General features: G+C 58.4%; 21 protein-coding genes. 8 read left to right on the forward strand and 13 right to left on the reverse strand.

The features are described from left to right. Nucleotides 1–25: 25 nt before the first annotated feature. From LB532_RS07145 to LB532_RS07190, 10 genes are all read right to left on the reverse strand, one after another. A complete protein-coding gene (locus tag LB532_RS07145; protein WP_224556488.1) occupies nucleotides 26–649 on the reverse strand; it encodes a hypothetical protein in 624 nt (207 codons plus the stop codon). After that, nucleotides 649–1,551: an ATP-binding protein gene (locus LB532_RS07150; RefSeq protein WP_224556489.1), complete on the reverse strand. Its 903-nt coding sequence runs from the start codon at nucleotides 1,549–1,551 to the stop codon at nucleotides 649–651. Before LB532_RS07150 ends, LB532_RS07145 begins: the two co-directional genes overlap by 1 nt. A gap of 270 nt (nucleotides 1,552–1,821) precedes the next feature. Further along, the gene (locus LB532_RS07155; RefSeq protein ID WP_224556490.1) at nucleotides 1,822–2,115 is read right to left on the reverse strand and encodes a hypothetical protein; all 294 of its coding nucleotides are present in this window, start codon (nucleotides 2,113–2,115) and stop codon (nucleotides 1,822–1,824) included. An 88-nt stretch (nucleotides 2,116–2,203) separates the two neighbouring features. Further along, complete coding sequence (locus tag LB532_RS07160; RefSeq protein WP_224556491.1) at nucleotides 2,204–2,359, reverse strand: hypothetical protein; 156 nt, start codon at nucleotides 2,357–2,359, stop codon at nucleotides 2,204–2,206. A 422-nt stretch (nucleotides 2,360–2,781) separates the two neighbouring features. Continuing rightward, nucleotides 2,782–2,973 carry a hypothetical protein gene (locus LB532_RS07165; RefSeq protein WP_224556492.1) on the reverse strand — a complete coding sequence of 64 codons (192 nt, stop codon included), beginning with the start codon at nucleotides 2,971–2,973 and terminating at the stop codon, nucleotides 2,782–2,784. Next, nucleotides 2,970–3,206 (reverse strand): hypothetical protein, encoded by a 237-nt coding sequence (locus tag LB532_RS07170; RefSeq protein ID WP_224556493.1) that lies wholly within the window; start codon nucleotides 3,204–3,206, stop codon nucleotides 2,970–2,972. The genes LB532_RS07165 and LB532_RS07170 overlap by 4 nt, the downstream gene beginning before the upstream one ends. Next, nucleotides 3,196–3,681: an HNH endonuclease signature motif containing protein gene (locus LB532_RS07175; protein ID WP_224556494.1), complete on the reverse strand. Its 486-nt coding sequence runs from the start codon at nucleotides 3,679–3,681 to the stop codon at nucleotides 3,196–3,198. The genes LB532_RS07170 and LB532_RS07175 overlap by 11 nt, the downstream gene beginning before the upstream one ends. Before the next feature lie 41 nt (nucleotides 3,682–3,722). Beyond that, on the reverse strand, nucleotides 3,723–3,983 hold the full coding sequence (locus tag LB532_RS07180; RefSeq protein WP_224556495.1) for a hypothetical protein: 261 nt from the start codon (nucleotides 3,981–3,983) through the stop codon (nucleotides 3,723–3,725). Beyond that, nucleotides 3,983–4,210 (reverse strand): hypothetical protein, encoded by a 228-nt coding sequence (locus LB532_RS07185; RefSeq protein ID WP_224556496.1) that lies wholly within the window; start codon nucleotides 4,208–4,210, stop codon nucleotides 3,983–3,985. The genes LB532_RS07180 and LB532_RS07185 overlap by 1 nt, the downstream gene beginning before the upstream one ends. Before the next feature lie 117 nt (nucleotides 4,211–4,327). Then, entirely contained in the window at nucleotides 4,328–4,558 is a 231-nt protein-coding gene (locus tag LB532_RS07190) for an Arc family DNA-binding protein (protein WP_224556498.1), read from the reverse strand. A 332-nt stretch (nucleotides 4,559–4,890) separates the two neighbouring features. On the opposite strand from LB532_RS07190, the gene LB532_RS07195 reads away from it, so the two are divergent. From LB532_RS07195 to LB532_RS07205, 3 genes are read left to right on the forward strand one after another with little or no spacing between them, the layout of a single operon-like run. After that, a complete protein-coding gene (locus LB532_RS07195; RefSeq protein WP_224556500.1) occupies nucleotides 4,891–5,055 on the forward strand; it encodes a hypothetical protein in 165 nt (54 codons plus the stop codon). Further along, nucleotides 5,052–5,264 (forward strand): hypothetical protein, encoded by a 213-nt coding sequence (locus tag LB532_RS07200; RefSeq protein ID WP_224556502.1) that lies wholly within the window; start codon nucleotides 5,052–5,054, stop codon nucleotides 5,262–5,264. Before LB532_RS07195 ends, LB532_RS07200 begins: the two co-directional genes overlap by 4 nt. Then, complete coding sequence (locus LB532_RS07205; protein WP_224556504.1) at nucleotides 5,261–5,794, forward strand: hypothetical protein; 534 nt, start codon at nucleotides 5,261–5,263, stop codon at nucleotides 5,792–5,794. Before LB532_RS07200 ends, LB532_RS07205 begins: the two co-directional genes overlap by 4 nt. A 22-nt stretch (nucleotides 5,795–5,816) precedes the next feature. Here LB532_RS07205 and LB532_RS07210 read toward each other — a convergent pair whose 3' ends face one another. Both LB532_RS07210 and LB532_RS07215 read right to left on the reverse strand, forming a co-directional pair. After that, nucleotides 5,817–6,002: a hypothetical protein gene (locus LB532_RS07210; protein WP_224556505.1), complete on the reverse strand. Its 186-nt coding sequence runs from the start codon at nucleotides 6,000–6,002 to the stop codon at nucleotides 5,817–5,819. Beyond that, on the reverse strand, nucleotides 5,999–6,340 hold the full coding sequence (locus LB532_RS07215) for a helix-turn-helix domain-containing protein (protein WP_224556506.1): 342 nt from the start codon (nucleotides 6,338–6,340) through the stop codon (nucleotides 5,999–6,001). The genes LB532_RS07210 and LB532_RS07215 overlap by 4 nt, the downstream gene beginning before the upstream one ends. 91 nt (nucleotides 6,341–6,431) lie before the next feature. Between LB532_RS07215 and LB532_RS07220 the strand changes: the two genes are divergently transcribed. Beyond that, nucleotides 6,432–6,644, forward strand: a complete 213-nt coding sequence (locus LB532_RS07220) for a helix-turn-helix transcriptional regulator (RefSeq protein ID WP_224556507.1) — start codon at nucleotides 6,432–6,434, stop codon at nucleotides 6,642–6,644. Here LB532_RS07220 and LB532_RS07225 read toward each other — a convergent pair. Then, entirely contained in the window at nucleotides 6,638–6,895 is a 258-nt protein-coding gene (locus tag LB532_RS07225; protein ID WP_224556508.1) for a hypothetical protein, read from the reverse strand. The genes LB532_RS07220 and LB532_RS07225 overlap by 7 nt on opposite strands. 66 nt (nucleotides 6,896–6,961) lie before the next feature. Here LB532_RS07225 and LB532_RS07230 point away from each other — a divergent pair, with 66 nt between their 5' ends. The 4 genes from LB532_RS07230 to LB532_RS07245 all read left to right on the forward strand — a co-directional run bounded on the left by LB532_RS07230 (nucleotide 6,962) and on the right by LB532_RS07245 (nucleotide 8,956). Continuing rightward, nucleotides 6,962–7,543, forward strand: coding sequence for a hypothetical protein (locus tag LB532_RS07230; protein ID WP_224556509.1), 582 nt, complete (start codon nucleotides 6,962–6,964; stop codon nucleotides 7,541–7,543). A gap of 59 nt (nucleotides 7,544–7,602) precedes the next feature. Further along, nucleotides 7,603–7,854 carry a DUF551 domain-containing protein gene (locus LB532_RS30315; protein WP_224556649.1) on the forward strand — a complete coding sequence of 84 codons (252 nt, stop codon included), beginning with the start codon at nucleotides 7,603–7,605 and terminating at the stop codon, nucleotides 7,852–7,854. Continuing rightward, the gene (locus tag LB532_RS07240; RefSeq protein ID WP_224556510.1) at nucleotides 7,851–8,123 is read left to right on the forward strand and encodes a hypothetical protein; all 273 of its coding nucleotides are present in this window, start codon (nucleotides 7,851–7,853) and stop codon (nucleotides 8,121–8,123) included. The genes LB532_RS30315 and LB532_RS07240 overlap by 4 nt, the downstream gene beginning before the upstream one ends. A gap of 401 nt (nucleotides 8,124–8,524) precedes the next feature. Continuing rightward, a complete protein-coding gene (locus tag LB532_RS07245) occupies nucleotides 8,525–8,956 on the forward strand; it encodes a hypothetical protein (RefSeq protein ID WP_224556511.1) in 432 nt (143 codons plus the stop codon). Nucleotides 8,957–8,994 lie beyond the last annotated feature (38 nt).

Here is an 8,994-nt window from a genome sequence, read left to right on the forward strand (position 1 = left end):
TCGCGGCTCCGGCTTCTCTGGTGAATTATCCGGCCATCAAAAAGCGGGCGGCTTCGGGGATTTCTTCGCGAAGGTGGACGCGCGCGAAGCCAAGGTAGTCAGCCGCCAGTGCCGCGCAGTGGTCGTGCATTTCAGGGTAGCGGTAGGCTGTCAGGGTTTGCGGCGCGGAAACGCCGTAGACCCTCGGCTCCAGTTCCTTGATGACAAAGACGTTCCAGCGGAATTCGTTGGCGTCGAAGATGTCGAGGTAGAACTTCCACTGGCAGCCGTTCAGATAGCGCTCCGGATCGAACCTGCCTGTCGTCTTGTGGTCAATGACAACTCGGCCTTCGACGCCATCCACCTGACCGGTGACAGTCAGCCCGCCATACTGGCCATAGGCGCGCATTTCTCGCGTCGTTGGGAGCGTGATCACTGCATCAGGCAATAGGAACTGGTAGCCGTTCGCCTCGAACTGGGTGTGGAGGCCGTCCCCAGCGTTTTCCATCGCCTTGTGAAACGCAGTGCCGGCCTTCATCGCCTCGCTTGGTTCATCGACGGTGATAAATCGCACAAGATCCTCGACAGTCGGCTCGTCCTGCCCTTCGAACAGCGGTTGCCAGTTCTTCCACTGCCGGTAGGCTTCGATGTTCGAGACGCGGGCGAGCATCACGCGGCCTCTTTCGCGGCTGCGTATTCAGTGCGCGCCTTGTCGAAGGCAAGACCGAGTTCAGTTGCCCGCTTGTGGAGCATGGTCTTGCAGACCGTGCCGGCACCGATAGCGCGAGGAAGGAGCTCGTTGATGCCGGCAAGGTCCTCGACCTTGGGGAGAGCGTCTCGGAACCACTGCTGTTCGGCAACTGCCTCGCGCTGATCTTCCGTCAACTCGTTCAGGCGGGCTTTGATGCGATCGATTACACCTGCCAGGAACCCGTCAAACTCCGGAGCCGACATATCCGGCACGTCCAGCGGCTCAAGCTGCCCGGGGTTCTTGCCAAAGGCGGCGTCGGTCGGGGAAAACCGCAACTGGCGCTTGCCGTTGGCGATGACCAGCCGGCCCATAGCGTCGGCGGCCTTGTAAATCTCACCCTTTGATCCGCCCTGCACGTCGAGACGTTCGATGATGTCATCGCCGTTGCGCTGTTCGTCCATGTGGGCGATGAGCACCACGTCCTTGCCGAAGCTGTTCAGCAGCTTCAGGAACGAGGTAAAGCGCGCCTTCAGTTCGCCGTAGCCCTGGAGGGTGAGGGCGCCGCCACGACCGTGCTTGGGATTGATGCGGATGATGTCTGCGGTCAGCGTGTCGAGCGCGCGGCCAGCGGTGTCCACGATGACGGTCTTGAACGGAGCGAGGTCTTCAGCGGTGATGCCGGCGACATCGGACCAGTCAGCGACACGCACGGTGTCCTTGCGATTGGCGGCTCGGTGGCTGCCGTTGTCGAAGTCGAGCAGAAGCGGTGTGTCAGCCGTGAAGGCCAGCGACGATTTGCCGAGGCCGGGCGGGCCATAGATAACCGTGTTCAGGCGTTCGACTGTAATAGGCTCGGATGCTTTCGTGATGCGCAAAGTCATGGTATGTTCCCTTCTTTCAGGCTAGTGATCGGTTGAAGCTGTCTCTGGCGCGCTCCAGATGCCATTTTGCATCACGCCACAACCGGCGCGCTTCAAGGATGCAGGACGCGTAGTTTCGGTGATTGCCTTCCGCTTCCCATTTCAGAGCGTCACGGCGTAGACGATGGGCCAAGCGCCGCTGTGTCTGCGAAAGACGGAACTGGGCTGTAGCCGTGTCAAAGAATGCCGGTCGCACCGTCCGGGAAGGCTCCCGGTGTGGATTGAGGGCGGTCATGGCTGGTCCTCTGGGTTTTGAACCGTGAAGACAACGGTTGCGCCCAACACTTCCGACAGCACAGTTTCGGCCGCCTCGATATCCACATGGAATGGTTCCTGCGGAACTTCGTTGACCTGGATCGTTGCGGTCATTTGAGGCCGCGTGAACAGGGAGCGCGGCAGTTCAGCTTTGACCCACATGGCGCGCTCATCAATGGCGAGGGCGGGCGGGTTCTTCGTGCAACGCGGCGCGCTTCCTGCATCGTTGAACACCAGCCAGAAAGAGTATTTGATGACGGGGGCGTTCATGGCGCGAACACCATCAGCCAGAGTGCCGCCGAGGTCAGGAACGTGAAGACCGCTATGCCGGCGAGGATGTCTTGAAGGGTGTGTTCCATCAGGCTGCGTCCTCCATTTCGGTCAGCCAAGCCCAATTTTTGCGGCGTTTGATGCGGCTGATACGCGACGGCGCGACGCCGTACCTCTCGGCTATTTCTTTCTGGGTCAGAAAACTTATGAGTGCCCTGATCTCGCGCACGTCGTTTTCGGTCAATTTGGCGTTTGCACTTCTCTCGCCGCGATCGTGGGTCCCATGGATCAGCCTATCCTCTTGGTTCTCCTTCGGAGTCTTCCACGACAGATGGCGCTTAGCGCAGCAGCCTTTGTGCCCATTGCCACAAGAGTGCGCGGCGTGGTGTCTAGGTGTCGGCGGAGGGCCGTTCGCGTCAGTGCATATGCGACGAGTTACCGACTGGCCGTTTAAAACGCCGTACCCGCACCTTTTGGCGAAGGGCCACGGCAGGCATTCGTCGCCCTCGTAAGAAAGGACGACATCGAAGTAATAACTCTCTGGCTCGCCTGGTACGACCCTGCCACCCATGGGGTCGCCATTGCGCCGCCAACGATAGTAATGCGAATTGCACCAGCCGAGCGCTTTGTGCTTGCGAAAGCAGCCCTCTATCGAACAAATACTCATCAGACTGCCTCCTTCCAGTTAGGTTCGATGCGCTCGATCATGGCAAGCGCGCTATCAGCGTGAGCCTTGGCCATGATCAGGCTGCTCTCGGTCGGGATGAGGTTGCAGAGGCGATCTGTCTGCCAGTGCTCCACCCAGCCTTTGATGTCGGTCAGGTGCTCGCGGAGAATGAGGGCGTCTGAACGGGTCACAGTTCGCTCTCCTCATCGGGATCGATTTCCAGCAAATCGAGTTCATCGACCCGAATGCCGCGCTTCAGCTGCGATAGGGTGAGTTCTCCGCAGCGGTAATATCTGCCACCTGCCGCAACCGTGTATTCAGGACCGAGCAGCCCGCCATATCGCTTCGTGATGACGCGGAAGTCCTGGCTGTCAGCGATGGCTTGGCGGCGGGCAAAAGCCGACGAGGACAGGTTAACGGACATGGCCGTAGCTCTCCCCTGTCACGACATGTTTTATATTGTTGGCATCAAGGCCGTATATTTTGCCCAATCTATAATATGAGCACCCTGACGCATGGAGACTGCGGATGTCTCGAACCGCGTCCGGCCACAGTTTCCCGTTGCTGGTGCGGAATTTCCTAGCGCAATCGCGTGAGTTGTCTCCGGTGGTGCCGAGAAACAGATGGTCTGGGTTGACGCAAAGGCGGTTATCGCAGCGATGGAGAACGTACAGACCGCTCGGAATTTTCCGGCCTGAGAGAATGAGCGAGACCCTGGGCGCGCGGAAATTCTTACCCGAGAAAAATATCCGGCCGTAGCCGCCAAAGTCGATCGAGCCCAGCCAAATCCAGCAGCCGGTGTTCGGCTCCGGGATGTATTTTTCGGTGAACCTTGCTAGCGCGCTAACGGCATACGTCGTGGCCGGCGTATGCCCTGGCTTCTCTGCTGCGACGTTCATGGCTGCGTCCTGTTGTTGAGAGGTTGAAGGGGGGGGGCGTGCTATGCTGTGGCTTTGGAAAAGACTGCTTCGATCCGGTCGAGAAGTTCTTCAGCGCGGTTGAATGGCTGGATGAATTCAGCCGCGTCTTTGAGCACCGCCAGCATCTCTTGCTTTGCATCGTCGGTTTGGTCGAAGAAGACTGCTCGGCAGAACTCGATGACAGCCTTGACGCCTGCATCATTCCCGCCCGGAGCCGCCCAGAAGCGTTCCATTGCCACTTCGAAAATATCCTCATCGCGGATGGGCGTGGCTCGTCTCATCACTGCACCTGTGCAAGGTTGGCGCGGCGCGAGGCGCGAACAGCGGCTTCGAGGGTGGCGAAGCGGGCAGGACGGCCAGCGACATCTAGCAAGGACTCGCCGCCCGCGTCAGACGGATGGCGATGAACATGGAAGGGACGCTTGCCACCAGCACCCGAGCCAGCGCGCCAGTCGGCGTGGTTTTCCAGCGTCGGCGTGATGATCTGGGCGTAGGCTGCGAAGTTCATCTCATTCTCCTGTGCGCGCCGGGGCGTCCTTCGATCTGCTTACGAATTGGCTGAGCCACCGCGACATCATCATGACGACGCGGTTTTGGCGCAGGCCGGTGTCGGATGCTTTGGTCATCACGAGTTCCCCGCCATGCTGTCCATGCGAGCGATTTCGCGGTCGAATGTCTCGACTGGTTTGCCCGGTCCAACGATCCAATTGAGATTGGCTTGGGCCGTGTAGATCTTCTCAAGCTGGTGAACGATTTCCGCGTTGATCGACCGATGGTTGGCCTTAGCGCTGGCAGCTACCTTGGCTCTCAATTCTGCCGGGTAACGGATGATGAATTTGGGATCGGTGGGGGTCATGTCGGATCTCCGTTGTTAATCAGACTTTGCCATCTGCAAAGAATGATGTCAACATTAAATTTGCACATTGCAAAGAGAGAAATTTGCTGCTACCAAAGAGGGGTGGTGACCGGGTGCAATCCCCGGCTGGATTCGGCCACAGGCGCGGGGGTCGAAAGTCCTACGGCGCTTCCAGAAACTGAGGACGGGCAGTCGAGAGGCACCCTGGGCTCTACAGCCGGACTTGTCCGAAGTGTGAGAGTTCCATAGCGATCCTAGCTCCTTGGCTTAATGCCATGGGGTTAGGGGGTCTTATGGGATACGCCAGCCTGAACCGAGTGTGAGGACGACAGATGGAACGGAAGAAAATCACTGAGGAAGAAATACTGTCTCAACAGACAGAGAAGGGCGGCTGGATGAAATCGACGCTCGCGCAATGGGGCGTCCCATGGCCTCCCCCAAAGGGATGGAAAGAACATCTGCTGAAATTCGGGGCGCCGTTCGAGGAAAATCCATGAACGACAAGCGTGTTTACGACCTCGCTGGCAAAATGGGCCAGCTTCTCGAAGGCGAGATGACCGAGGAAGCCGGGGCGGCGATCGGTCTGCTTGTTGGCATTTTCGTGGCCGGGTTCGGCGGGCGCGAGAAGCAGATTCGCGAAGGCATCCAAGCCATATGCGCAGATGCAGAACACGCCGCCGTCAAGCTTTATAGGGCACGCCAATGAGCGAGATGATCGAACGCGTGGCGAAAGCAATTCACTCCGATTCCAGTAAGCAGGGCGCTGGTCACGGTGACTTTGACGCCCTTATGCCGGAGGTGCAGGACAGCTTTCGCTCTCTCGCCCGCGCCGCTATCAAGGCCATGATGTCGGCGACGCCAACGCCACCTGACGTTGTAGAGATGGCGATCCAGGTCCAGCGACAGTTCAAGGACAAATTCGCCAAGGCCGCTGGCGACGGAGAAAAGACGGGCCTCGTGGCATGTGAGCTTGCGGCAGCCGCCATCCTTGCCGAGCGGGCGCGCTGCGCGAAACTTGCAGAAAATCACAGCGGAACTCACAGCCATTGGTTCGGCGAAGCGAATTCACACCAAGCGCGTGAATCAATCGCGCGAGTTATAGCTGACGATATCCGCCAAAGCCTCAACCACCGGATTTTTCCCGGCGCTGACACCGCACAGGATACTCTGAAGCGCTACCCACAGGTCATGTCGGAATTGCAGAAATCAGAACAGGCGGAGGATCAGGAATCATAACGGCGGCGATGGGGCGCGCGCCTCACTCTTCCTCGCCAAGGAAGACTTGCAGCTCGTAAATCAGATCCCGCGCGCTCGATTCATCAACAAGGATCTGAACCAAACCGTCATCGGTTTCGAGCATCAAAAGTCCGACACTAGGGTCATTGGCCCCCATCACCGTTATAGTAGAGCTTTCCAGGCGCGGCGGGTCGACAAGCGGTTTCAATTCGGATCCTTGTAGCTCTTGATAAGGGCGCCGACGCGCCGTCTCTCCGAGGGGTCCAAGTCTGCCATAACCGATGCGACGACATAAGGGTCCGAATAGTCCGCGTCTCTATCTGCCGGGACAGGCTTTCGAGAAAGTAACCAAGCGGCGGGGATTTGGAAGATGCCGGCTGCCTTCTCCAGGATATCTTGGTTGTAGCGGCGCTTGCCGTTCTCAAGGCTCGACAGATAGCCTTCGTTCATTTCAAGTGCGACCGCCAGCTCGGCAAGGGTCATGCCCTTCGCGAGCCGCCATTCGCGGATGAAAGTCCGTCGCCATTGCTCTGCTGCCTTTGCCATCTGCACATTATCGCCCGCAGGCGGGGAAAATGTGTTTGCGATACGCAAAGAAAGTATTGACGTATCTCTTTGCACATGGCAAAGATAAGGCATGGAACAGGCACACCCTCTCTCTGAATGGCTCAACAAAACCGGCGAAAGCCAGGCTGACTTCGCCCGACGTATCAACGTGTCGGAATCGCATCTGTCGTTGATCGTTGGCCGCAAGCGCGGGCTCTCGCTCAAGCTCGCGGCCAAGATCGAGGAAGCGACAAACCGCAAGGTTCCGGCGGCGAAGCTTGTTCTGGTTGGGGCGTCTCAGTGAGCAACCCTCAACCTCTCCGCTCCACAGCAGGCGAGTCCCAGCGCCTTCATGGTTGCTTGCATGGACGCCACAACCGATGGAACGGGCCTGATAACGCGGTTCACGACCACGTAGTCGATGCCATCGCACTCGAAAGCTCGCTGGCGGACATAGCCGGTGAACCTCATTGTGCCATCGCCCAAGTCCTCCGGTATGACTCCGCTGACAAAGATGTCCTGCACGATGATCGGCTCGATAAGTGCAATGCTCATAGCGTTTCTCCCAAGCCCTTCGAAAGCCAAGGTGTGGGAAATCGCACTGCAACAGCAATCGCTGAAATGGCGGAACCAACAGGGAACTTTGAGCATGGTAACCGCATTGTAAACGGCTGCAACAAAGCGCGATCACTGGCCGCCTCGGTTCAGCACCTTTCGCAGATCTCGGACGAGCGCTCTTGCAGCGCCATCGGTCAGAACCAGACGCCCGACAATGCGGCGTTCGGCATCGGCGGCATCCGATCTGGGGACGTTCACCCAAGAGACGATTCTGATCTCGCCATTGATGCTGTCAACTTCAGCGCCCTCGGCAAAAACGTCAGGGATTATCACCGGCTCGGTAAGCGGAGGGTCAGGATCGTGTTGAGCCATCATAACCTATCGGCAACAACCAGAGGAGAGAGCGATGCGAAGTCCGCACACCGCGTCTATGTTTATTCTAATCTGATCGTCGGCGCCGGCCTGGAAAGGCGTGAGGAGCATCAGCCTCACCGCAGAAACACAACCGACAACGCGCCTGCCGAGAGCGCCGCTGATGAAATCTCGGCTCTGTTCCATTGCGACGACAACCTCACCACTGAAATCCTCAAGACAGCGGCTCTTGGCCTGCTGTTCCTCTACGTCGTGTTCGGAGTGCTGCCATGAGCGGGCCAGATGAAAACGGCTGGATGCCCATTGAGACGGCGCCCGAGGGTCGCTGCCTTATGTGGGTCCCTGGTGCCGGGTTCAAAGGCGCTGGTGACGCGCTGTTCGGAACGGTGTGGGTGTATCCAGACGAGCGTCATTACAGACCGGACAACTGCCACGGCCATTGGAACGTAACCCACTGGCAACCCCTTCCCAAGCCTCCAATCCCCCATTCGCACACACTGTCACCCTCCGGTGTTGCTGCGAAGCCCGACGCTGACCACTCCTCCCAAGCGGCGTCGGGCACCAATTCACAGGAGCGGCCATGAGCGCGAGCAAGCAAACTTCGGCAATGTTGTCCGCTCTGTTGTGGTTGCGCAATCGCAATGGCGACGGAGTTTTTGACCGCAACCAAATCCTGGTCGCTGGCGGCCAACGCGCCCCATATATGCGCGGCACTTGGACCAAGCTTGCCGCCGAGGAAATGGTGGAATTCTACCATGATCGCCGCCGCGTCCGCGTCACTGATTTTGGCCATCTCGTCAATCTGAAAGGCGTCAAGGAAAACTTACCCTGCGAAGAGGATATGGGCGCGTGACCTACGCTCTAATCCTCGCTGCCTTCCTTGCTGGAATAGCCGCTGAGCGCGCCAGATCTCAGCGCCGCCTCACGGCGAAGGCGACCGCTTTCAATGAGCTTATGCATGAGTGCCGGAAGCCTCTCGATCTCGAACCGTGTGAATACACGGGCTTCTGGCAGGAGCGGCGCTGATGTTCGTTCCTCAAGTCCCCCAAAGGGGTGGTTCTGATTATCGTGCCGAAGCCTTTTCGCCGTGGGGAAACTATCCCCTGCCGGCGCGTACACAAAACACCTTTGCGCTTTCGTCTGTCCCTGCAAGTTCAAGCGGTCGCGCATCTGGTTCCTCTTCTTCCTTCTCGGGTGCCTTTTCGTCGGTGCCCGTCGTCTACGGCTCAAACCGTAGAACGGAAGGAATTCTCAATGACGGAAAAACAGGGGCGTGACCGGGAAAACCCACGGCGCGAAGCAGAAATGTATCGAGTTGAAGCAATTCAGGAAGAGATGGCACTAGCCGTCAGGTTCTTGGGCGGCGAAGGCCCTGCCAAGGACCAGAACAGGAAGGCAGCGCGAGCTGCAAAACTATCACCAACCGTGATCGAACGTTTGCGGTGGAAGAAAATTAAAAGAGTGCCGGCCGATCTCGCGGACGCAATCCGCGAAGCCGTCGAGCGACACAACGAGGAGGGTTTGGGACGTGCCAGACATGAAGCATTCATCGCCAGGCAGCAAGCCGCCGTCCTTGCTTCGCGCCTTGCGGATATCGATCCTGATTTTTACGGGCAGGAGATTGCTCGCTTGGGGCGGCCGGCTGTCAGCCTTGGGAGTGGCTCTCATTCACAAAGCGGAGAATGACCAATGAGCCCGCAATATTGGATCGCTCACACCGGACG

The organism is Mesorhizobium sp. ESP-6-2 (assembly GCF_020164675.1).
Classification (GTDB): Bacteria; Pseudomonadota; Alphaproteobacteria; order Rhizobiales; family Rhizobiaceae; genus Mesorhizobium.

What these genes read in the sequence shown, in the direction of transcription:
- LB532_RS07170 (WP_224556493.1), bottom strand. Translation starts at nt 3,206, where the DNA reads ATGTCCGTTAACCTGTCCTCGTCGGCTTTTGCCCGCCGCCAAGCCATC.
- LB532_RS07195 (WP_224556500.1), top strand. Translation starts at nt 4,891, where the DNA reads ATGGAACGGAAGAAAATCACTGAGGAAGAAATACTGTCTCAACAGACA.
- LB532_RS07155 (WP_224556490.1), bottom strand. Translation starts at nt 2,115, where the DNA reads ATGAACGCCCCCGTCATCAAATACTCTTTCTGGCTGGTGTTCAACGAT.
- LB532_RS07225 (WP_224556508.1), bottom strand. Translation starts at nt 6,895, where the DNA reads ATGAGCATTGCACTTATCGAGCCGATCATCGTGCAGGACATCTTTGTC.
- LB532_RS07180 (WP_224556495.1), bottom strand. Translation starts at nt 3,983, where the DNA reads ATGAGACGAGCCACGCCCATCCGCGATGAGGATATTTTCGAAGTGGCA.
- LB532_RS07150 (WP_224556489.1), bottom strand. Translation starts at nt 1,551, where the DNA reads ATGACTTTGCGCATCACGAAAGCATCCGAGCCTATTACAGTCGAACGC.
- LB532_RS07245 (WP_224556511.1), top strand. Translation starts at nt 8,525, where the DNA reads ATGACGGAAAAACAGGGGCGTGACCGGGAAAACCCACGGCGCGAAGCA.
- LB532_RS07145 (WP_224556488.1), bottom strand. Translation starts at nt 649, where the DNA reads ATGCTCGCCCGCGTCTCGAACATCGAAGCCTACCGGCAGTGGAAGAAC.
- LB532_RS07220 (WP_224556507.1), top strand. Translation starts at nt 6,432, where the DNA reads ATGGAACAGGCACACCCTCTCTCTGAATGGCTCAACAAAACCGGCGAA.
- LB532_RS07200 (WP_224556502.1), top strand. Translation starts at nt 5,052, where the DNA reads ATGAACGACAAGCGTGTTTACGACCTCGCTGGCAAAATGGGCCAGCTT.
- LB532_RS07230 (WP_224556509.1), top strand. Translation starts at nt 6,962, where the DNA reads ATGGCGGAACCAACAGGGAACTTTGAGCATGGTAACCGCATTGTAAAC.
- LB532_RS07175 (WP_224556494.1), bottom strand. Translation starts at nt 3,681, where the DNA reads ATGAACGTCGCAGCAGAGAAGCCAGGGCATACGCCGGCCACGACGTAT.
- LB532_RS07215 (WP_224556506.1), bottom strand. Translation starts at nt 6,340, where the DNA reads ATGGCAAAGGCAGCAGAGCAATGGCGACGGACTTTCATCCGCGAATGG.
- LB532_RS30315 (WP_224556649.1), top strand. Translation starts at nt 7,603, where the DNA reads ATGTGGGTCCCTGGTGCCGGGTTCAAAGGCGCTGGTGACGCGCTGTTC.
- LB532_RS07240 (WP_224556510.1), top strand. Translation starts at nt 7,851, where the DNA reads ATGAGCGCGAGCAAGCAAACTTCGGCAATGTTGTCCGCTCTGTTGTGG.
- LB532_RS07190 (WP_224556498.1), bottom strand. Translation starts at nt 4,558, where the DNA reads ATGACCCCCACCGATCCCAAATTCATCATCCGTTACCCGGCAGAATTG.
- LB532_RS07205 (WP_224556504.1), top strand. Translation starts at nt 5,261, where the DNA reads ATGAGCGAGATGATCGAACGCGTGGCGAAAGCAATTCACTCCGATTCC.
- LB532_RS07185 (WP_224556496.1), bottom strand. Translation starts at nt 4,210, where the DNA reads ATGAACTTCGCAGCCTACGCCCAGATCATCACGCCGACGCTGGAAAAC.